Origin of the sequence: Bacillus sp. 22475 (assembly GCF_052044835.1) — a bacterium.
Lineage (GTDB): Bacteria > Bacillota > Bacilli > Bacillales > Bacillaceae_G > Bacillus_A > Bacillus_A cereus.
Window position 1 is genome coordinate 1 of the sequence record NZ_JBQENW010000047.1, and the last position, 21,316, is coordinate 21,316.

Here is a 21,316-nt window from a genome sequence, read left to right on the forward strand (position 1 = left end):
AAATGGAACAGACGTTTATTGAAAAGTGTAATCATGATGAGCTGGACTATGTTATAAAAGACTATTGGCAAGATGTATGGAATTATTCATTTATTATTACGAAAGATCCACATTTATCAGATGATATCACGCAAGATGTATTTATAAAGGTGTTTAAAAATTGGAATTCATTTCGAAAGGAGTCATCTATTAAAACGTGGATATTAAAAATCACAAGAAATACGGCAATAAACTATTTGAAATCCTCTTATTTTAAAAGGATATCTTTAATAGGATTTTTTAGTGACGATAAGCAATCCCTGTCAGCAGAACAAGAATTTTTTAACCAAGAAGAGATGAATGAGGTGTGGAAGGTTGTATTAAAACTACCTAAAAAGCACCGTGAAATAATTATATTGGACGCAAAATATGAATTATCTTATGAAGAAATGGCTGAAACATTAGGAGTATCAATTGGAACAGTCAAATCTAGATTAAGCCGAGCAAGAAGTAAAGTTTCAAAACTAATAGGGGAGGGTAGTAGTGATGAACAATAAACAAAATCCTGACTGGTATAGTAAATTGAAAAAAGGCCCAATGGAGCATCGGAAAGATGAAGAAGAATTTATTTATAAAATAAAGCAATCGGTATATCAAAATAGTGAAGTGGATTCTGTAACAAATAAGAGACCATTTCGTAAAAAAGTATTGCCTGTTTTAGTTGTGTTGGTTTGTACAATGTTATTTTTTATTGTTCAACAACCTTGGCCGGATGATAATAAATCACCGGTAGAAAGTAGTACTCAAATTAAGCCTAAAACAAAAGATGAATCTGCTCAAGACCCATCATTAAAACAATTTATGAATGATTTATATCAAAGCACAAATTCAAAAAATGAAAATGACCTGTATAAAGCGTTAAATGATGAAGTTCTATTTAAAGGGAAGAGTTATAAGAAGGATGAATTGAAGTTTGATGAAGATATTTTTCATGAGTTGCAAGTTGCCCTTGCAATGGGGGGAGAATTTGTAAATGATAAGAAGAAAGTTTACAAAGTGCCAAGTGGAATGACAGAAAGTAATCAATCAAAGCAAGAACACTTTATATATGCAACTGTTACTGGAAACAAAACGGAAATTTTAGCTGAACCAAAACGAGAATCACAAGTTTTATATGAAGTATCTAATGAAATGGTAAAAGCTTGGATCCCGGAAAAAGTGCAGAATGATAGATATATAAAAATATCGACATTTAACGGTAATACTGGGTATGTACAGAAAGAGTATGTTTTAACGGATATTAAATATTCATTTGTCTTCGAAAAGAATCATGAAGGTATGTGGAAAATAATAAATATAGATTCTATATGGTAAAAGAGGAAGGTTCATTTTAATGAACCTTCCTCTTTGTTTTTATTTTTTTATTGAAGTGTATGCCAGAACTCTAAAACTTCTGCTGTAACGAGAGCAGCGATGTTTTTTTCTGAATTACTACCAGGAATAACGACAGAAATGGCGATTTGTGGATCTTCGGTAGGAGCATATGAAATGAAAAGAGAATGATTTATCATTCTTTCTTGCTCATTCGGAGAACCTGTACTACCCGTTTTACCTGCGACATGAAAAGGTAAATTTTTAATCTCTTCTATATTTTGACTCATTCCACCTTGCACGACACGCCAAAATTCCATAGGATAACGGTTTGAACTTTCTAAAATTGGTTTAAACTTTTTTGTTTCCTTACCGTCTTGACCAATAGTAGCACCTACAATTTGAGGTTTGTATTTATCACCTTTACTTGCCAAAGTTGCTGCATATTGAGCGAGTTGAAGAGGAGTATGCACCTCATTTCCTCCCCAAGAGGCATTTAATAAAGCAGAAATCCCATTTTCAAATTTATTAGATGGATGCAATTCATATTGTCCGTCTTCTTCAAAGGGCAAATCAATCCCGGTTTTAGAACGTAGGCCAAATTGCATTAAATAATCTGTCCATATATGTGCCACTTTTTCTATATTTCCATTATTTTGGTTAAATAAGGGCAGAGCTACTTTTGCTGTCATAAATGTGTTAGATGAATTAATGATAGCCTGTCTCGGTGTAATCTCACCTGTTGGCGTTCCAGGTGCATTCGTAATGTTATTTTGATTATCATACTGAAAAGTACCTTTATCTAAATAAGTATCTTCAGGTTGAAAAAGCTTTTCGTTTAATCCAATCAAAATAGTAAGTGGCTTTATAGTCGAAGCCATATTTACATAAGATTCACCATACTTTAATTTTCGAATTGCTTTATTTTGCGAAAGTGATTTAAAGTTTTCATTTTTAGATGATACATGTGTATTTGGATTAAATACTGCCGAGTTGGCCATAGTTAAAATTGCGCCAGTTTTTACATCGGTGACTACAACATAACCAGCTTTAGCATCAGGTGTATTCTTTATTTGAGATCTTAATGCTTCTTCTGCCTTTTGCTGCAACTTAGAGTCTAAAGCTAGCCACACATCTTTTCCTTTTTGTACGTTTTGAATGTTCCATAAGAACTTTTTATTATTCAATTTAAAAATAAGAGTTTTGCCTGATTTTCCTTTTAAATCATTTTCATATTGCAGCTCAATCCCGCTTTTTCCAACAGCCATATGCTTTGAATTAAGGTCATTTTCTACATACCCAATTACCTGTGAACCAATTTCGTGTTTAGGATAATACCGAATCCATTCATCTTTAATTATTACATTATTGGGTTTGTTTTTGTTTATGAATGCAAGTTCATTCTCAGTTATATCAGAGTATAACGGTATATCATTCATAGTCTGCTTTTTACAAGATTGTTGTAATTGAGATTTTATGTTCTCTGTAGAAATATCATGTTGAAACTCGCTTGAAAATTGATTGAAAAAAGCTAGTGTGTTTGATGTATCTTGTTTCGATAGCCTTTCATCATTAGAAGTGCAATATAGAGACTTAACTTTCTTATTTGTAGCTAGTATTACACCATTTTTATCAAAAATCTTTCCTCTTTCAGCTGAAGAAGTTGCGATAGTAATTGAAATGAAGTTGATTTTTAATAAAATTAGTAAAATCAAAACTACAATAGAAAGAACCGCAAAAAATCTCCATCTTTTTGTATGTAACATATAACCCTCCCTTATGTAGCCTATTTCATCTTATATTTAATTATTTTTTTTGTAAATGTGGAACAACTTTATTGTTTAGGTTGTCTATTAAGTATTAAAGCATGAAGAAAGGAATAATTAGCATGAAAATTTACTAGCAAGTCTATATGTAAGTTTAATAAGAGTCATTATACAGTTTAGCACTTCTAATGCAAGCGGCAAAAAAATAGAGAGAAAACAAGAAGGGAGAGTTATTAATGCCGTAGCTAAACGAAAAGGAATGGTTGCTTACAAGGATTAAGCAAAAAATTGAGGCGATATTTATAACCGATTATCGGTATCTAATATATAAGGAATGCTTTTAGTATTTGTAGCAATTCCTGAAAGGATTAAATGGAGGATTTATGAAAGAACAAAAAGGCAAGAAGCAGAAGACATATATATCTATTCGATTAAATATAATGTTCCTTTGCATATTTGTACTATTCTCAGCTATTATTATGCAGCTAGGAAAGGTACAAATCGTTGAGGGAGAGGCTTATAAGAACCAAGTGGAAAGTAGTCAAAATGCAATAACTAGTATTCCAGTTCCACGTGGACAAATTTTAGATCGAGAAGGGAAAACAGTTGTTAATAATAAATCTCTTCGCACAATTACGTATACAAGGGTGAAGGGAATTACGAGTGAAGATATTTTAAAAACAGCAAAAGACTTGGCGAAAGTACTTGAAATGCCTGAACAAGATATAAATAAATTAACAGATATCGATAAAAAAGATTTTTGGATGCAGTTGAATTCGAAACGTGCGGAGACAAAGATTACTAAGAAAGATATAGAAAAGTTTAAAGAAAAGGGTATAGAGGGAAAAGAGTTAGATAAAAAAATAGAAGACTTAAGACGAGGTCGTGTTACAGAGGTAGAATTAGCAGAATTAACAGCACAAGATTTAAAGGTGTTAGCTATTAAAAGTAAAATGAGTTCAGGTTATCAACTAACACCACAAATCATTAAAAAAGATGTAACAGATGAAGAGTATGCGCGCATAAGCGAAAATCTTGCGAATTTTCCAGGAGTAGATGCAACTGTTGATTGGGAACGTAATTATGTAAACGGTAATTTATTTCGTTCTGTATTAGGAAATATTACGAGTAGTGAAGAAGGATTACCGAAAGAAAATTTAGATTCTTATTTAGTACGTGGATATAACCGTAATGATCGTGTTGGAAAAAGTTATATTGAACAACGATATGAAGATGTATTACACGGCACAAAAGAAGAAGTAAAAAATATTACTGATAAATCAGGAAACATTGTTAGCACAGAAATAATCTCTAAAGGAAAAAGTGGTAATAGTTTAACATTAACGATTGATATGGAATTACAAAAGAAAGTGGAAGAAAGTATAGAGAAAAACTTGAGAGCTTTTAAGAGTTCAGAGCCACTGCTCGATCGAGCTTTTGTTGTCATGACGAATCCAAATAACGGACAAATTTTATCAATGGCAGGCAAAAAGATTGTAGAAAAAGAAGGGAAAATAGAGGTTGAGGATTTGGCATTAGGAAACATGACAACTTCGTATGAGCTAGGGTCAGCTGTAAAAGGTGCTACTTTATTAACTGGATATGAGACAGGGGCAATACATCCAGGAGATCAATTTTATGACGCGCCGATGAAATTTAAAGGTACACAAGCTAAGAAATCGTGGAATGTATCCGGATTTGGTAATATTAATGATTTACGGGCTTTACAAGTATCTTCGAATGTATACATGTTCCAGACAGCTTTAAAAATTGCGGGAGTTAATTACGTACCAAATGGCTCATTGGATATTAAACAAGGAGCATTTGATACGATGCGCTATTATTTCAAGCAATTTGGTTTAGGTGTCCCAACAGGTATTGATTTACCGAATGAAATAATTGGACAAACGAGAAAAGTAGATAGTCAACCTGGGTTTTTACTAGATTTTTCTATCGGTCAGTATGATACGTATACGCCGTTGCAATTAGCGCAATATATTTCAACGATTGCGAATGGTGGTTATAGAATGCAACCTCAAATTGTACAAGAAATACGAGAACAATCAATAAAAGAAGAGGTTGGCAAAGTTATACGTTCCATAGAGCCTGTGGTATTAAATCGAATTGATATGAAGAAAGAACATATTGATCGGATAAAAGAAGGGTTTAGATGGGTATTCCAAGAAGGTGATGGAACTGGCGTGAAATATTTCAAAAACGCGCCATATAAACCAGCAGGAAAGACAGGAACAGCCCAAACTGTATATGGTGGAGATGACCCGATTGGTAGAAATGCAAAAGGAGAACGTATGGAATGTTACAACTTAACGTTAGTTGGATATGCTCCATATGATAATCCAGAAGTAGCATTTTCCGTAGTAGTTCCATGGCTTCATGATGATAAAAATGGAATTAATTCTATAATTGGAAAGGAAGTATTAGATGTATACTTTGATTTAAAACAGCAACGTATACATGGTGAATCTACTAGTACAGGTAGTTCTAAGCAAAATTAGAGTAATTTTCTCAGGCAATAGACCCTGTTTATATAAAGCCATTTATAAGTAAAAAAATGAAATGTGAAATAAGAGATAGCGGCGATCATAGCTACTATCTCTTATTTTGTTAATAACTCTCATACTAGCTATAAAATTTTTTTCAGTTTATGGAACAAATTTGGTTCGGTGATTGTCTATTATGTGTACGTATAAAAAGGTGCTAAAAATTTGGAAGGAATGATGATTTTGAAAAATAAGAGGATGCTAAAAATAGGAATATGCGTTGGTATATTAGGTTTAAGTATTACAAGTCTAGAAGCTTTTACAGGAGGGGCACTGCAAGTTGAAGCGAAAGAAAAGACTGGACAAGTGAAACATAAAAATCAGGCGACGCATAAAGAGTTCTCTCAACTTGAGAAAAAATTTGATGCTCGATTAGGTGTATATGCGATTGATACTGGTACAAATCAAACAATCTCTTATCGATCTAACGAAAGATTTGCCTTCGCATCAACCTACAAGGCTTTAGCCGCAGGAGTATTACTACAGCAAAACTCAATTGATACATTAAATGAAGTAATCACATTTACGAAAGAAGACTTAGTGGATTATTCACCTGTTACAGAGAAACATGTAGATACTGGAATGAAACTAGGAGAAATTGCTGAGGCTGCTGTTCGTTCAAGTGATAATACTGCAGGGAACATTTTATTTAATAAAATAGGCGGACCTAAAGGATATGAAAACGCGCTTAGGCAGATGGGGGATCCGATTACTATGTCTGATCGCTTTGAAACAGAATTAAACGAAGCTATTCCAGGAGACATTCGTGACACTAGTACAGCGAAAGCAATTGCTACGAATCTTAAAGCTTTTACGGTCGGAAATGCACTTCCAGCTGAAAAACGTAAAATTCTTACAGAGTGGATGAAAGGGAATGCTACAGGGGACAAACTTATTCGTTCAGGCGTACCAACTGACTGGGTAGTTGGAGATAAATCAGGTGCTGGCAGTTACGGGACAAGAAATGATATTGCTATCGTTTGGCCTCCAAATAGAGCACCAATTATCATCGCAATTTTATCTAGTAAAGATGAGAAAGAGGCAACCTATGATAATCAACTCATTGCAGAGGCAACTAAAGTTATAGTTAAGGCTCTTAGGTAATAGTATTTTAGTTTTCGCATTTTTAACATGAAAGTATTAAAAGTATAAAGTTAGAAAACGACTCTTTTCGTGTGATAAGAGTCGTTTTTGTATTCTTATTATTAAAAAGGTAAAAGTAAAAATATAACGAATACATATGACATATCTCATATGAAATTTCATGTAATGTATTATTTTATTAATTTAAATAAATTTCAAGAAAGTATAATATAATTCAGTTAGCATATAGAAGTGTTTGATGAGAATGTAAAGGAGAAAATATGAAAAAGAAGATTAATAGAATTGTAATGATTATTTGTATATTAGTAGGTTTTACAATCTTTTTATATTTACAGAACAATTTAATAAGTATAACTGAGATTAAAATAACCTCTAGTAAAATACCATCCTCTTTTAAAGGGTATAAAATTCTACAAATTTCAGACTTACACAATAAAAAATTTGGCGATAATCAAGATGTGTTAATTCAAAAAATAAAAAGTATAGACCCAGATATTATTGCAATTACGGGTGATTTAATTGACAGTAAATCATACGATGCAGAAGTTAGTATGCAATTAATACGAGAAATGGTAAAGAAGTATCCTGTATATTTTGTGACAGGAAACCATGAACAATGGTCTGGAAAGTATAACAGTTTAGAAAAAGAGTTGAAGAAATATGGTGTCAATGTTTTAAGGAATGAACATGTAGGCATTCGAAAGGGTGAGCAAGAGATAAACTTGCTAGGTATTGATGATCCAGAGTTTGGTACTGGAAACCGTGATGAAGGAAATATTATAATAGATGAAATTAAAAAAGCAAAAATTGAAATGCAGCCAGATAGATATAATGTATTATTATCCCACAGGCCTGAATTTATAAAGGAATATACGAATGAGAGGTTGGATTTGGTTTTATCGGGACATGCTCATGGAGGGCAAGTTAGATTGCCATTTATCGGGGGATTAGTTGCTCCAAATCAAGGTGTTTTACCTAAATATACAGCAGGTTTATATGTAGAACAAAATACATCAATGGTAGTGAGTAGAGGATTAGGAAATAGTATCATTCCGCAAAGAATTTTGAATAGGCCAGAGATTGTAGTCGTGCAGCTAAATTAAGTTGTACGATTTTTTTATACAATAATGAGTAAAGGTGTTTTATGTATTTTGCAGGAGTTAACATTACAATTTTGTTAAAAATTTTCTACGTTACATAAAGTAACAAAATTTGACCCTGAGTGTTTGTTATAGTGTAAATAATCAAAAAACTTAAAATTTGTCGAGTGAAAATTGTGATAAGTAATTCATGTAAAAAACTTAAAGGGGTGTACACATGCATAAAGAATATGAAATTGAAGAATACACGGCGATTGAGGAACAAATACATTATTATTGTAAATGTTTATTAGTAAGTCATCCTGATCAAATAATAAAGTATTTAGAAAAAAGGTTAGAAAAATATGCAGAAACATTACAATATGCACATTTATATCCTGACACAGTTATTTTACCGTTACAGCAATTAGTTATTGAATATTCTTTAGATGTTGCTAGAATTCGGAAGTATATGAATTTAAAAACGTAAAGTGAAATTTATAGTTTAAATGAAACAGAGTCGACTTTAGGAAATGAAATGCTAATGTCGACTCTGTTTCATTGTTTCATATCGTTGATTGAACATACATACTAATCAATGAAGTTTGACATATAATTAAGCAAGGGTAAAATAAAAGTGAGTACTCACTCATTTTATTGGAAAAGGAGGATGAAACGTGCAACAACCTTCAATTATTTTACGGACTGTATCAAAAAGTTTTGGGAAAAAAGAAGTGTTACACAATCTTTCATTGCAAGTTGAAAAAGCAGAAATTTTTGGTTTTGTTGGACCTTCTGGATCGGGGAAAACAACGCTCATTAAAATGATTGCAGGTATTAATGAGGCAACGAAAGGTGAAGTGCTAGTTAATAATACTAATATGCCTAATTTAAATGAAATGAAAAGAATTGGTTATATGGCCCAGGCGGATGCATTATACGAAGAATTGTCAGCATATGAAAATGCAGATTTTATAGCAACGATGTATGGACTAAAGGGAAAACGTAAAAAGACAAGAATTGCAGAGGTTTTTGAACTTGTACAATTGTCACAGTATATGAAAAAGCAAGTACAACAATTTTCAGGTGGAATGAAAAAACGCTTATCATTAGCAATAGCACTCCTCCATGAACCAGAAATATTAATTTTAGATGAGCCTACAGTGGGGATAGATCCGCTTCTTAGAAAAACGATTTGGGAAAAATTTTATGAACTTAAAAAGAAAGGTACAACGATTATTGTAACGACACACATTATGGATGAAGCTGAATTTTGTGAGCGTCTAGGGTTAATTAGAGAAGGGAAACTAGTTGCGGTTGGAACAACTGAAGAATTGAAAAAAAGCGTGTCATCTGGACGGATTGAAGATGTCTTTTTGTTGGAAGAGGTGGTGTCATCATGAGAGTTACTGGTGTAATCATTCGTATTATTCGCCAATTTTTTCGAGATAAGCGTTCGTTAGCGATGATGTTTGGGGCACCAATGTTATTACTTTGGCTATTATCGCTAGTGTTTACACAAAAAGACTATATACCGCAAATTGCTGTTGTTGATATGCCCGCTCAAATAGTAAAAGTGATGAAAAATCAAGAAGCGTCAATTTATGAATACAGTAAAGAAAACGCGATTTCTGAGTTAGAAAAACAAAAGGTAGATGCAGTACTTCGAATAGAGAATGGAAAAATGAAACTTCTGTTGGAAGGTAGTGATTCGTCAAAAAATCGTGCTGTACTTCAAGTATTGCAAAAAAGCACAGAGAAGAATGATGTATCGATTATGAAACCTGAAGTAAATTATTTACATGGCTCTAAAGACTTTACGATGTTTGATGGGCTTGGTCCTGTATTAATTGGTTTCTTTACATTTTTCTTTGTATTTATATTATCAGGTGTATCCTTCGTAAGAGAACGTTTAAGTGGTACGCTAGAAAGGTTATTATCCACCCCAGTAAGAAGATGGGAAATAGTCGCAGGTTATATTATTGGTTTTGGAATCTTTGCCTTTATACAATCCATTATTATCGTAAGTTTTTCCGTTTATATTTTAGATTTATATGTAGCTGGCTCCATATGGCTAACGCTACTTATTACATGTATGCTCTCTTTAACTGCACTAACATTAGGTACGTTCTTATCGGCATACGCAAATAATGAATTTCAAATGATTCAATTTATACCGCTTGTTATTGTGCCACAAATCTTCTTTTCTGGATTGTTTCCAATGGAATCTATGAACAAGTGGCTACAAATGTTAGGGAAATTATTTCCGCTCACATACGGCGCTGACGCAATGAGACAAGTGATGATTCGGAATCAAGGGTTTACAGAGATTGCATTAGATCTTACTGTATTATTACTTTTTTCAATATTATTTGCAGTAGGAAATGTATTTGCTTTAAAGAAACATCGCAAAATATAATAATGACAAAAAGGAGCTTTATAAATGCAGAAGGATTGGCTGGAGGAATTAATAGCTGTAACTAACACGGATAAACGAAATGAACGTCAAATGCGTATATTAGAGGCGGCTGTTGATATGTTTGGAGAAAAAGGATACGCTTCAACTTCAACAAGTGAAATTGCAAAGCGTGCTGGTGTAGCGGAAGGAACCATCTTCCGCTACTATAAAACAAAAAAAGATTTATTACTAGCGGTCGTAATGCCAACTTTAACTAAGTTCGCTGCACCATTTTTCGTACAAACCTTTGCAAAAGAAATATTTAAATCGGAGTATGAATCGTATGAAGGACTTTTAAGGGTTGTAATTCATAATAGATTTAAATTTGCTCAAAAACACTTCCCTATGATAAAAATATTAATTCAAGAAGTACCATTTCAACCAGAACTAAAAAATGAAATACAGCAATTAATAGAAACAGAACTGTTTTCACATTTCAAAAAGTTAATTGTGAAATTTCAAGAAGAAGGGGAAATTATTGAGATACCGTCATCTTCCGTATTACGTCTTACTTTATCAGCTGTATTAGGTTTATTATTAACACGATTTTTATTATTGCCTGAAGAAAGATGGAATGATGAAGCGGAAATTGAAAATACGATTCAATTTATATTGTATGGATTAACTCCACGATTTTAATCGTTGAAGTGTGAATTACATACATTACTTTTAAGTAAAAATAAATCGCCTTTAAAAAGGCGATTTATTTTCATTATATATTTTTGATAAATAAGTACTTGTTTACTAAAAACATTCTAAATCAGCGTGTTTCTTTGTCTCTTCTTCTAAGACCTAATAATCCTGCTAGTCCTAATAAACCAAGCCAAGCCCAATTATTATTTTTATCACGATTATCATTTAAATCATTTGTTGTATTTACATTTCGAGTTCTTACATCATTATTAACTCTGTCTAAGTTATTGTCATTTACTCGAGTTGAAATATCAGTGTTATTAACTCTATTCATATTATTTCCATCGTATTCAGCTTGCGTAGATGTACCTAAAAACATAATAGATAGTGCTAAAACACTTAAAATAGATGATAATTTCTTTTTCATAACAATCCCTCCTTTCTTAATCATTAATTTCTCCGAAGCACGTGTGTATTATTCATTTCACAATATCTAAACCCTCATTAATAGGACGCACATTTATAGAAAATAGAGTTGAATGATTGTTAATATATCATTGGATATATATTTCTCATAAAAATAACTGAATCAAACTTTGCTTAAAATGTTAATCTTAGTACAATTTATATTATACAGACTAGTAATAAGGAGGTAATAAGATGCGACAATTTGCAAAACCTACAATCGTCGTAAGTAAATGTTTAGAATTTGATGCTTGTCGTTATAATGGGGAGATGATTCCAGATGTAACAATACGAAATTTGCAGCCATTTGTTACATTTATACCTGTTTGTCCAGAAGTCGAGATTGGATTGGGGACTCCTCGTGAAACGATACGAATTGTAGAAGAAAATGGTGAGAATAGACTTGTGCAACCGTCGACACGAGAAGATGTAACTGAAAAAATGGAGCAGTTTTCAAATGACTTTTTACAAACGATATCGGATGTGGATGGTTTTATTTTAAAGAATCGTTCACCAAGTTGTGGTACGCGTGATGTGAAAATTTATTCTGGTTTTGAAAAAGCGCCAGCAAAGGGAAAAGGAGCTGGCTTATTTGGCGGAGCAGTAGTAAAAAAATTTTCGTATCTTCCTATTGAAGAGGAAGGCAGATTGTCGAATTTTATTATTAGAGAGCATTTCTTTACAAGACTATTTACAATCGCATATTACAAAATGATTAAACATAATAAAAATATGAAAGACCTTGTATCGTTTCAGTCGGACAATAAATATTTATTTATGGCATATAATCAGGTGAAACAAAAGGAATTAGGGCGTATAATTGCAAATCACAAAAATGAAAAGATTGAAGTGGTATTTGAAAACTATGAGAAGACTTTATATGAATTATTTATGCGCACACCCCGTTATACATCGAATGTAAATGTATGCGAGCACATTTTTGGATATTTTAAAACAAAGCTAAAAAAACAAGAAAAAGATCATTTTATAGAACTGTTACAAAAGTATGCAGAAAAGAAAATACCGCTTAGTAGTTTACTTACAATTTTAAAATCATGGGCCATTCGATTTGATGAAAAGTATTTATTAAGACAAACGTATTTCGAACCATACCCTGAAGCATTAGTAGAAATTTCTGATTCGGGAAAAGGTAGAGATTATTAAACAATAAATTACATAATTCGACACAAAACCTCCTATGTTGTTGTAGAACAATGTAGGAATTTTTTTGTGCATTAGTACAGAATCTGTTTTAAAATTAAGTTATGACAGAATTGTAGCAATTGTCTAACTAATATTCTTGTCTTTTAAGTTGTTATGTTTGTAGTAGAAACTCGCACGCTGTCGAAACTCAATATTCGATAAGGGGTGTGTAGCGGAATGGAATTTACTCTAACTCGCGAAAAACAAATGATTAAAGAAATGGTACGTGACTTTGCTGAAAAGGAAATTGCACCGAAAGCTGTATATTATGACAAAACTGCAGAGTTTCCATATGAAACATTTCAAAAAATGGGCGAACTAGGATTACTAGGTATCCCATTCCCAGAAGAGTATGGAGGTTCAGGCGGCGATACGGTATCGTACGCATTAGCAGTTGAAGAAATTGGTCGCGCTTGTGGTGGCACTGGTTTAAGCTATGCTGCAACAATTTCATTAGGTGCTTCTCCAATTTATTATTTCGGTACAGAAGAACAAAAACAAAAGTATTTAGTTCCAATGGCGTCAGGTAAAACATTAGGTGCCTTCGGATTAACGGAGCCGAATGCTGGATCTGATGCAGGTGGTACTCAAACGAAAGCGGTATTAGATGGTGATGAGTATGTAATCAGTGGTGAGAAGTGTTGGATTACAAACGCAGAGTATGCAAATACAATTATTGTAACCGCTGTCAATGGCGTTGAAGAGAATGGTAGAAAACGTATTTCTGCATTTATCGTGCCTACTACGAGTGAAGGGTTAACGATTTCTAGTCCCTACGATAAGATGGGTGTTCGTGCTTCTAATACTTGTGAAATCGTACTTGATGGTGTTCGTGTGCCGAAAGAAAATATTCTTGGTGATGTAAATAAAGGTTTTAAACAATTTTTATATACACTTGATGGAGGGCGTATTTCAATCGCAGCACTGGCAGTTGGTATTGCGCAATCAGCCTTTGAACGTGCATTGCAATATGCGAAAGAACGTCAACAATTTGGAAAGTCAATCTCTAATTTCCAAGCGATTCAATTTAAATTAGCTGATATGGCGACTGAAGTAGAGTTAGCTCGTAATTTAGTACATAAAGCAGCTTGGTTAAAAGATAACGATAAACCTTTCGGTAAAGAAGCGGCTATGGCAAAACTATTCGCATCGGAAGCAGCAAGTCGTATTGCGAATCAAGCAGTACAGATTCATGGTGGATATGGCTATATGCGTGAATATGAAGTTGAACGACATATTCGTGATGCGAAGCTATTAGAAATTGGTGAAGGAACTTCTGAAATTCAACGTCTCGTAATTGCTAGACATTTAGGATGTAGATAAAAGGGAGGAATCACTATGTTTCAAAAAATATTAATTGCGAATCGCGGGGAAATCGCTGTTCGTATTATGAAAACTTGTCAAAAACTTGGCATTCGCACTGTTGCTATTTATTCTGAAGCAGATGAAAATGCCCTTCATGTAAAAATGGCAAATGAAGCTTACTTAGTAGGTGGACCGCGTGTTCAAGAAAGCTATTTAAACCTTGAAAAAATTATTGAAATAGCTAAGAAGACAAATGCAGAAGCAATTCATCCGGGTTATGGTTTATTATCAGAGAATCCGTCTTTTCCGGTTCGCTGCAAAGAAGAAGGAATCGTATTTATCGGTCCTTCAGAAGAAATCATTACGAAGATGGGAAGTAAAATTGAATCACGTATCGCAATGCAAGCAGCAGATGTCCCAGTAGTCCCAGGTATTACTACAAATATTGAAACTGCTGAAGAAGCAATTGAAATTGCAAAACAAATTGGTTATCCATTAATGCTTAAGGCATCCGCAGGCGGCGGAGGCATTGGTATGCAGTTGATGGAAACTGAGCAAACGCTCACCAAAGCATTTGAAAGTAATAAAACAAGAGCACAAAATTTCTTCGGTAACGGAGAAATGTATTTAGAGCGATATATAGCAGATGCGCATCATATTGAAATTCAGCTTTTAGCAGATACACATGGTAACACAGTGTATTTATGGGAGCGTGAATGTTCGGTACAGCGCCGAAATCAAAAAGTAATCGAAGAAGCACCTTCACCATTTTTAGATGAAGGTACACGAAAGGCGATGGGAGAAGTTGCTGTACAAGCTGCCAAAGCACTTGGCTATACAAATGCAGGTACAGTTGAGTTTCTTGTAGATGATCAGAAGAACTTCTATTTCTTAGAGATGAATACGAGATTACAAGTAGAGCATCCAGTGACAGAAGAAATTACGGGATTAGACCTTGTAGAACAGCAACTCCTTATCGCAAGTGGAGAGAAACTATCATTTACTCAGGATGATGTAAAACGTAGTGGTCATGCCATTGAAGCTCGTATTTATGCAGAGGATCCGAAAACATTCTTCCCGTCACCTGGGAAAATTACAGATTTAATATTACCGTCAAATGTACGAATTGATCACTTCTTAGAAAATCATGTAACGATTACACCTTTCTATGATCCAATGATTGCGAAAGTCATTGCACATGGCGAGACTCGTGAAGAAGCAATTTCGAAATTACATGATGCTCTAGAAGAATTAAAAGTAGAAGGTATTAAAACGAACACGCCAATGCTACTGCAAGTTTTGGAAGACGAAGTGTTCAAAAAGGGTATTTATACAACGGGTTTTGTAACGAAACAACTCGTTAAAAAATAAGATTTAACAATATTAAGGGGGAAAAAATGATGACGAAAGTATACGCATCGATGGCAGGAAACGTTTGGAAGATTGTTGTAGGAGTAGGAGATACAGTAGAGGAAGAGCAGGATGTCGTCATTTTGGAATCTATGAAAATGGAAATTCCAATCATTTCAGAAGAAGCCGGCACAGTTATGAAAATTAATGTGCAAGAAGGCGATTTTGTAAATGAAGGAGATGTATTATTAGAAATTGAATAGGGAGATATAGGGGGAAGCCAATTGAAACTACCTAATTTTGCTGTCATTAAAGAAGTAGGACCACGTGATGGTTTACAAAATGAAAAAAAGATTGTTGGCACAAAAGATAAAGTAAAATGGATTCAACTACTTACAGAAGCAGGATTGTCGTATGTTGAAGTTTCCTCATTCGTTCACCCAAAATGGGTCCCATCATTAGCGGATGCAAATGATGTGTTTTCTGAGCTGAAAAGGGATCCCAATGTTACATATGCTGCGCTTGTTCCGAACCAAAATGGTTTGGAACGAGCTTTTTTGCAAAATGTAGATGAGGTGAATGTTTTTTTATCAGCAAGTGAATCTCATAATAAAAGTAATATTAATAAATCGATTAAAGAAGCATTAGTTGTAATCGAAGATATAACAAAACAGGCATTATTCGAAGGGAAAAAGGTAAGAGGCTATGTTTCTACTGTATTTGGATGTCCTTATGAAGGGGATATAAGTCTCGCAGCAGTTGACGAATTATGTAATCAACTATTTTCATACGGCATTTATGAAGTTTCTCTTGGGGATACAATTGGTGTAGCGAATCCATTACAAGTAGAACAAGTATTAGAACATCTATTAAAGAAGTATGATGCTTCGCAGTTTGCCATGCATTTTCATAATACGTATGGAATGGCTCTAGCGAATGTAGTTAAATCATTAGAATACGGTATTACAACGTTTGATAGTTCTTGTGGTGGACTCGGGGGCTGCCCTTATGCACCAGGAGCATCAGGTAATGTTGCTACTGATGACCTAGTACATATGCTCCATAAATTAGGAGTCCAAACGAATATAGACGAAGAAAAGTTATTGAGAGCTAGTCAATTTATTCAAAGTAAGTTAAATATCCAATTACCGAGTCATGTGTATAGAGCGCTTCAACATAAAACGATAAGTAGGTGAGTAGATGCTACAATTACAAAACATTTCCGTTGATTACGTAACACCTCACGTAGTAAAGATTTCGTTAAATCGTGCGAGACAAGCAAACTCATTATCTTTGGCATTATTAGATGAATTACAAACTATATTAACTCAAATAAGTGAAGATTCAAACGCGCGTGTAGTTGTTTTGACTGGTGCTGGTGAAAAAGCATTTTGTGCTGGTGCTGATCTAAAAGAGCGTGCCGATATGAATGAAGAACAAGTCCGCCATGCTGTTAGTATGATTCGCACTACTATGGAGATGGTTGAACAATTACCACAGCCAGTTATTGCTGTTATAAATGGAATCGCACTTGGTGGTGGTACGGAATTAAGTTTAGCTTGTGATTTTAGAATTGCTGCTGAATCTGCAAGTCTTGGTCTTACTGAAACGACACTTGCAATTATACCGGGAGCAGGTGGTACACAGCGCTTACCGAGATTAATTGGAGTTGGTAGAGCGAAAGAATTAATTTATACAGGTAGACGTATTTCAGCGCAAGAAGCAAAAGAATATGGTTTAGTAGAATTTGTTGTACCAGCTAATTTACTTGAAGAGAAAGCGATTGAAATAGCAGAGAAAATTGCTAGTAATGGACCTATTGCTGTTCGATTAGCAAAAGAAGCGATTTCAAACGGTATTCAAGTTGATTTACATACCGGATTACAAATGGAAAAACAAGCGTATGAGGGTGTAATCCATACGAAAGATAGATTAGAAGGATTACAAGCATTCAAGGAAAAACGCACACCAACGTATAAGGGGGAGTAAATATGTTAGATCAAAAACAACAATCGAATACATTTGAAGAACGAGTTGAAACAATTAAACAAGGCGGCGCACCAAAATATCATGAACAAAATAAAGCAAAAGGAAAATTATTTGTTCGAGATCGTTTAGCGCTCCTATTTGATAATGGCGAATATGTAGAAGATGCATTATTTGCTAACTGTGAACAAACAGGCTTACCTGCGGACGGCGTTGTAACGGCAACGGGTAAAATACATGGTCGTACTGCGTGTGTAATGGCCAATGATTCTACTGTAAAAGCTGGATCATGGGGATCACGCACAGTTGAAAAGATTTTACGTATTCAAGAAACAGCTGAAAAACTACGTGTTCCGTTATTTTATTTAGTCGACTCTGCTGGAGCGCGTATTACAGATCAAGTAGAAATGTTCCCAGGGCGCCGTGGTGCAGGAAGAATCTTCTATAATCAAGTGAAATTATCAGGTAAAGTTCCTCAAGTATGCTTATTATTTGGACCTTCTGCAGCTGGTGGTGCCTATATTCCAGCCTTTTGCGACGTTGTAATGATGGTAGAAGGAAATGCATCTATGTATTTAGGATCTCCTCGTATGGCTGAGATGGTTATCGGTGAGAAGGTAACTTTAGAAGAGATGGGCGGAGCTCGTATGCATTGCTCTGTATCAGGATGCGGAGATGTTTTATGTAAGACAGAAGAAGATGCGATTACACAAGCAAGACAATACATTTCATATTTTCCAAATAACTACTTAGAAAAGACTCCATTGGTTACACCTCAAGAACCGAAACAATTTGATAAAACGTTAGAACAAATCATTCCAGAAAATCAAAATGCTCCTTTCAATATGAAAGATCTCATTAATAGAGTTATTGATGAAGGTTCATTCTATGAAGTAAAAAAATTATTTGCTCAAGAGCTAATTACAGGCTTAGCACGTATTGATGGTAAGCCTGTTGGTATTATTGCAAATCAGCCGCGTATGAAGGGCGGCGTATTATTCCATGATTCAGCTGATAAAGCTGCTAAGTTTATTAATTTATGCGATGCATATCATATTCCATTATTATTCCTTGCGGATGTACCAGGATTTATGATCGGTACAAAAGTAGAGCGTGCCGGTATTATTCGCCACGGTGCAAAAATGATTTCTGCAATGAGTGAAGCAACTGTACCGAAGATTTCTATCGTTGTTCGTAAAGCATATGGCGCTGGTTTATATGCGATGGCAGGTCCAGCATTTGAACCAGATTGCTGTCTGGCATTACCGACAGCCTCTATTGCGGTAATGGGTCCAGAAGCTGCGGTTAATGCTGTATATGCAAATAAAATTGCAGCTTTACCAGAAGAAGAGCGTGCTAGCTTCATTGCTGAAAAACGTGAAGAATATAAGAAAGATATCGATATATACCATTTAGCATCAGAGATGGTGATTGATGGTATTGTTCATCCAAACAATTTACGTGAAGAGTTAAAAGGACGTTTCGAAATGTATATGAGTAAATATCAAGTATTCACAGATCGTAAACATCCTGTATATCCAGTTTAAAAGCCCTATTTAGGGCTTTCTTGCTCAAAAAGTTAAGGAGGGGAAAACATTGAAACAAGCAGTTTGGTTTCCAACAGAAGAGTATAAGGAAAAAACACGTTTATATAGTTGGATGAAATCATTGGGATATGAAGACTATGAAACTTTTTATAATAAATCTATTGAGGAAACAGCTTGGCTTTGGGGAGAGGCAGAAAAAGCAGTTGGCTATCAATGGATGAAACCTTATACAGAAGTGTTAGATTTAGAAAATGGTACACCGTTTGCACAGTGGTATAATGGCGGAACATGTAACGTTGTAGAATCAGCTTTATCCCGCTGGCTTGCGGATGAAGAGACACGAATACAGCCAGCACTTCAGTACGAAGGAGAAAATGGAACTTCAAAATCATTTACATATGAAGAGCTTGATAACTGGGTAAGCCGTGTTGCCAATGGTTTGAAACACGCGGGTATTGAAAAAGGTGACCGTGTAACAATTTATATGCCGATGATTCCAGAAACAGTTGTTGCGATGTTAGCTGTAATGAAAATTGGAGCAATTATTTCACCAATATTTTCAGGTTTTGCGTCTGATGCAGTTATGACACGTGTGCAAGCGGCGGGTTCAAAAATGATTATTACTGCAGATGGATTTTCACGCCGCGGTAAAATTGTTTCTTTAAAAGATGAAGTAGATAAAGCTTGTGAACATTGCCCAACTGTTGAAAAAGTTGTTATCGTTCGTCATGCAGGAAATGATTTTACACCACATAACTATGACTTTTCGTGGAATACGCTAGAAAAAGAAAAACCATTCATACATGCCGAGGAAATGCAAAGTGATGATCCATTAATGCTCATTTATACATCAGGAACGACTGGTAAGCCGAAAGGAACAGTACACACGCATGCAGGATTTCCTTTGAAAGCAGCTTTTGATGCAGGATTTGGAATGAATATTAAACAAGGTGATCGTGTATTATGGGTAACTGATATGGGCTGGATGATGGGGCCGTTTCTATTATTCGGTTCACTCATTAATGGAGCAACGATGGTTATGTACGAAGGTGTTCCAGACTTCCCAGAAGCAGACCGGTTATGGGAGACAGTTGATAAATATGAGATTACTCATCTAGGTATTTCGCCAACGTTAATCCGAGCATTGATGGCAAAAGGTGATGAGTATGTCAATAAACATTCTTTAAAGAGTTTGGAAGTATTCGCATCAACAGGAGAACCTTGGAATCCTGATCCATGGATGTGGCTGTTTGAAACAGTTGGAAAAGGAAATGTCCCAATCTGTAACTACTCAGGTGGAACTGAAATCTCTGGTGGGATTTTCGGTAATGTTCTTATTAAGCCAATAGCACCGATTAGTTTTAACGCATCTTTACCAGGAATGGCAGCTGTCGTACTGGATGATCAAGGTAAACCAATTCGAGATGAAGTCGGAGAATTATGCTTAGAGAAACCTTGGGTAGGTATGACGAAAAGCTTCTGGGAAGATGATGAACGTTACGTAAACACATATTGGTCGCGTTTTGAAAATAAATGGGTCCACGGTGACTGGGTCATTTACGATGGTGAACAATATATCATCACAGGGCGTTCAGACGATACGTTAAATATTGCAGGTAAACGTATTGGACCTGCTGAATATGAATCTATTCTTGTGAAACATAACGATGTAATCGAAGCTGCTGCAATTGGTGTACCTGACGAAGTAAAAGGTGAAGTTTGTCATTGTTTTGTAGTATTAAGAGACCATGTAACATTCACAGGAGAATTAAAGAAAGAATTAATGAGTTTAGTAAACTCTCATATTGGAAAAGCGTTGTGTCCTAAAGACATCCACGTTGTAGAAGATTTACCGAAAACACGTAATTCTAAAGTAATGCGCCGTGTTATTAAAGCAGCTTACTTAGGAAAAGAATTAGGTGATTTATCATCGCTTGTAAATCCTGAAGTAGTTCCGTTTATTCAGGGGTTACAGTCTAGTAAATTATAAAGTTAGCAAGGAGTTCTATATAAATAGAGCTCCTTTTTTATGTTTATAAAAAGAGAAGAAGTGAAATTGATGAAGAAGAAAAATTCTACTATTAGTGTTAAGTATGTCTGTTTTATAGTTTTTATTAAAATACGATACTGTGGCATGTTTATTCATTGGAGTAATTAAATTTTGTTAAGGATGAAATTCAATAAAAGCGTTATTTTAATAGGTTGTTACGAAATTTAATTTGAAAGGCACATCCAAATGATAAAAAAAGAGCACTATAATGAAGTGACCCCGGTATTGTACCGGGCTCATTTTTAATTTTGCCTTAATCCGTTTCGTATTATAATAATCTATATATTTTTCTAATTCTATTTTAAAGTGCTCTACATTTTCAAATTCTTTTATGTAGAGGAACTCCGACTTCATAATCACAAAGAAATTTTCTATTACTGCGTTGTCGTAACAGTTGCCTTTTCGAGACATACTCTGGACGATAGCTCTTGATTCAAGTGTCCGGACGTACTGTCTCAT

20 protein-coding genes are annotated in these 21,316 nt (G+C 34.6%); 17 read left to right on the forward strand and 3 right to left on the reverse strand.

All coding sequences use genetic code 11. The features are described 5' to 3' along the window. The first annotated feature begins 2 nt into the window (after positions 1–2). Positions 3–536 (forward strand): RNA polymerase sigma factor, encoded by a 534-nt coding sequence (locus tag ACTJJY_RS30145; protein ID WP_000438330.1) that lies wholly within the window; start codon positions 3–5, stop codon positions 534–536. Next, positions 526–1,353, forward strand: coding sequence for an SH3 domain-containing protein (locus tag ACTJJY_RS30150; RefSeq protein WP_440607294.1), 828 nt, complete (start codon positions 526–528; stop codon positions 1,351–1,353). The genes ACTJJY_RS30145 and ACTJJY_RS30150 overlap by 11 nt, the downstream gene beginning before the upstream one ends. A 47-nt stretch (positions 1,354–1,400) precedes the next feature. Here ACTJJY_RS30150 and ACTJJY_RS30155 read toward each other — a convergent pair whose 3' ends face one another. Then, positions 1,401–3,116 carry a peptidoglycan D,D-transpeptidase FtsI family protein gene (locus ACTJJY_RS30155; RefSeq protein WP_440607295.1) on the reverse strand — a complete coding sequence of 572 codons (1,716 nt, stop codon included), beginning with the start codon at positions 3,114–3,116 and terminating at the stop codon, positions 1,401–1,403. A gap of 383 nt (positions 3,117–3,499) precedes the next feature. On the opposite strand from ACTJJY_RS30155, the gene ACTJJY_RS30160 reads away from it, so the two are divergent. The 7 genes from ACTJJY_RS30160 (at position 3,500) to ACTJJY_RS30190 (ending at position 10,957) form a co-directional block, all read left to right on the forward strand. Then, positions 3,500–5,632 carry a peptidoglycan D,D-transpeptidase FtsI family protein gene (locus tag ACTJJY_RS30160; RefSeq protein ID WP_440607296.1) on the forward strand — a complete coding sequence of 711 codons (2,133 nt, stop codon included), beginning with the start codon at positions 3,500–3,502 and terminating at the stop codon, positions 5,630–5,632. 222 nt (positions 5,633–5,854) lie between these two features. Then, positions 5,855–6,781: a class A beta-lactamase Bla1 gene (gene bla, locus ACTJJY_RS30165; protein WP_440607306.1), complete on the forward strand. Its 927-nt coding sequence runs from the start codon at positions 5,855–5,857 to the stop codon at positions 6,779–6,781. 260 nt (positions 6,782–7,041) lie between these two features. Continuing rightward, positions 7,042–7,884, forward strand: coding sequence for a metallophosphoesterase (locus tag ACTJJY_RS30170; RefSeq protein WP_061884181.1), 843 nt, complete (start codon positions 7,042–7,044; stop codon positions 7,882–7,884). Positions 7,885–8,098: 214 nt separating this feature from the next. Further along, on the forward strand, positions 8,099–8,350 hold the full coding sequence (locus tag ACTJJY_RS30175) for a hypothetical protein (RefSeq protein ID WP_000548621.1): 252 nt from the start codon (positions 8,099–8,101) through the stop codon (positions 8,348–8,350). A 187-nt stretch (positions 8,351–8,537) separates the two neighbouring features. After that, on the forward strand, positions 8,538–9,263 hold the full coding sequence (locus ACTJJY_RS30180) for an ABC transporter ATP-binding protein (RefSeq protein WP_440607297.1): 726 nt from the start codon (positions 8,538–8,540) through the stop codon (positions 9,261–9,263). Continuing rightward, the gene (locus ACTJJY_RS30185) at positions 9,260–10,279 is read left to right on the forward strand and encodes an ABC transporter permease (RefSeq protein ID WP_440607298.1); all 1,020 of its coding nucleotides are present in this window, start codon (positions 9,260–9,262) and stop codon (positions 10,277–10,279) included. Before ACTJJY_RS30180 ends, ACTJJY_RS30185 begins: the two co-directional genes overlap by 4 nt. Before the next feature lie 24 nt (positions 10,280–10,303). After that, complete coding sequence (locus ACTJJY_RS30190; RefSeq protein ID WP_440607299.1) at positions 10,304–10,957, forward strand: TetR/AcrR family transcriptional regulator; 654 nt, start codon at positions 10,304–10,306, stop codon at positions 10,955–10,957. A 121-nt stretch (positions 10,958–11,078) separates the two neighbouring features. Here ACTJJY_RS30190 and ACTJJY_RS30195 read toward each other — a convergent pair whose 3' ends face one another. Then, positions 11,079–11,378 carry a WGxxGxxG family protein gene (locus ACTJJY_RS30195; RefSeq protein ID WP_000728157.1) on the reverse strand — a complete coding sequence of 100 codons (300 nt, stop codon included), beginning with the start codon at positions 11,376–11,378 and terminating at the stop codon, positions 11,079–11,081. A 233-nt stretch (positions 11,379–11,611) separates the two neighbouring features. On the opposite strand from ACTJJY_RS30195, the gene ACTJJY_RS30200 reads away from it, so the two are divergent. The 8 genes from ACTJJY_RS30200 (at position 11,612) to ACTJJY_RS30235 (ending at position 20,797) form a co-directional block, all read left to right on the forward strand. Further along, complete coding sequence (locus ACTJJY_RS30200) at positions 11,612–12,580, forward strand: YbgA family protein (RefSeq protein ID WP_440607300.1); 969 nt, start codon at positions 11,612–11,614, stop codon at positions 12,578–12,580. A 216-nt stretch (positions 12,581–12,796) separates the two neighbouring features. Further along, positions 12,797–13,942, forward strand: coding sequence for an acyl-CoA dehydrogenase (locus ACTJJY_RS30205; protein WP_000397282.1), 1,146 nt, complete (start codon positions 12,797–12,799; stop codon positions 13,940–13,942). A gap of 15 nt (positions 13,943–13,957) precedes the next feature. Next, the gene (locus tag ACTJJY_RS30210; RefSeq protein ID WP_440607301.1) at positions 13,958–15,295 is read left to right on the forward strand and encodes an acetyl-CoA carboxylase biotin carboxylase subunit; all 1,338 of its coding nucleotides are present in this window, start codon (positions 13,958–13,960) and stop codon (positions 15,293–15,295) included. Between the two features lie 26 nt (positions 15,296–15,321). Further along, positions 15,322–15,537: an acetyl-CoA carboxylase biotin carboxyl carrier protein subunit gene (locus ACTJJY_RS30215; protein WP_001987345.1), complete on the forward strand. Its 216-nt coding sequence runs from the start codon at positions 15,322–15,324 to the stop codon at positions 15,535–15,537. Between the two features lie 21 nt (positions 15,538–15,558). Then, positions 15,559–16,470: a hydroxymethylglutaryl-CoA lyase gene (gene mvaB / locus ACTJJY_RS30220; RefSeq protein WP_440607302.1), complete on the forward strand. Its 912-nt coding sequence runs from the start codon at positions 15,559–15,561 to the stop codon at positions 16,468–16,470. A gap of 4 nt (positions 16,471–16,474) precedes the next feature. After that, positions 16,475–17,263, forward strand: a complete 789-nt coding sequence (locus tag ACTJJY_RS30225) for an enoyl-CoA hydratase (RefSeq protein ID WP_440607303.1) — start codon at positions 16,475–16,477, stop codon at positions 17,261–17,263. A gap of 2 nt (positions 17,264–17,265) precedes the next feature. Then, a complete protein-coding gene (locus tag ACTJJY_RS30230) occupies positions 17,266–18,807 on the forward strand; it encodes an acyl-CoA carboxylase subunit beta (RefSeq protein WP_000886755.1) in 1,542 nt (513 codons plus the stop codon). A gap of 49 nt (positions 18,808–18,856) precedes the next feature. Then, positions 18,857–20,797 carry an AMP-binding protein gene (locus ACTJJY_RS30235; RefSeq protein ID WP_440607304.1) on the forward strand — a complete coding sequence of 647 codons (1,941 nt, stop codon included), beginning with the start codon at positions 18,857–18,859 and terminating at the stop codon, positions 20,795–20,797. Positions 20,798–21,001: 204 nt separating this feature from the next. On the opposite strand, the gene ACTJJY_RS30240 is transcribed toward ACTJJY_RS30235, so the two are convergent. After that, the coding region (locus ACTJJY_RS30240) for an IS3 family transposase (RefSeq protein WP_440607305.1) at positions 21,002–21,316 on the reverse strand (315 nt) is incomplete at its 5' end.

Bases quoted from the DNA above. Each gene is read 5' to 3' on its own strand.
- ACTJJY_RS30145 (WP_000438330.1), top strand. From the start codon at position 3: ATGGAACAGACGTTTATTGAAAAGTGTAATCATGATGAGCTGGACTAT.
- ACTJJY_RS30150 (WP_440607294.1), top strand. From the start codon at position 526: ATGAACAATAAACAAAATCCTGACTGGTATAGTAAATTGAAAAAAGGC.
- ACTJJY_RS30155 (WP_440607295.1), bottom strand. From the start codon at position 3,116: ATGTTACATACAAAAAGATGGAGATTTTTTGCGGTTCTTTCTATTGTA.
- ACTJJY_RS30160 (WP_440607296.1), top strand. From the start codon at position 3,500: ATGAAAGAACAAAAAGGCAAGAAGCAGAAGACATATATATCTATTCGA.
- bla (WP_440607306.1), top strand. From the start codon at position 5,855: ATGATTTTGAAAAATAAGAGGATGCTAAAAATAGGAATATGCGTTGGT.
- ACTJJY_RS30170 (WP_061884181.1), top strand. From the start codon at position 7,042: ATGAAAAAGAAGATTAATAGAATTGTAATGATTATTTGTATATTAGTA.
- ACTJJY_RS30175 (WP_000548621.1), top strand. From the start codon at position 8,099: ATGCATAAAGAATATGAAATTGAAGAATACACGGCGATTGAGGAACAA.
- ACTJJY_RS30185 (WP_440607298.1), top strand. From the start codon at position 9,260: ATGAGAGTTACTGGTGTAATCATTCGTATTATTCGCCAATTTTTTCGA.
- ACTJJY_RS30190 (WP_440607299.1), top strand. From the start codon at position 10,304: ATGCAGAAGGATTGGCTGGAGGAATTAATAGCTGTAACTAACACGGAT.
- ACTJJY_RS30195 (WP_000728157.1), bottom strand. From the start codon at position 11,378: ATGAAAAAGAAATTATCATCTATTTTAAGTGTTTTAGCACTATCTATT.
- ACTJJY_RS30200 (WP_440607300.1), top strand. From the start codon at position 11,612: ATGCGACAATTTGCAAAACCTACAATCGTCGTAAGTAAATGTTTAGAA.
- ACTJJY_RS30205 (WP_000397282.1), top strand. From the start codon at position 12,797: ATGGAATTTACTCTAACTCGCGAAAAACAAATGATTAAAGAAATGGTA.
- ACTJJY_RS30210 (WP_440607301.1), top strand. From the start codon at position 13,958: ATGTTTCAAAAAATATTAATTGCGAATCGCGGGGAAATCGCTGTTCGT.
- ACTJJY_RS30215 (WP_001987345.1), top strand. From the start codon at position 15,322: ATGATGACGAAAGTATACGCATCGATGGCAGGAAACGTTTGGAAGATT.
- ACTJJY_RS30225 (WP_440607303.1), top strand. From the start codon at position 16,475: ATGCTACAATTACAAAACATTTCCGTTGATTACGTAACACCTCACGTA.
- ACTJJY_RS30230 (WP_000886755.1), top strand. From the start codon at position 17,266: ATGTTAGATCAAAAACAACAATCGAATACATTTGAAGAACGAGTTGAA.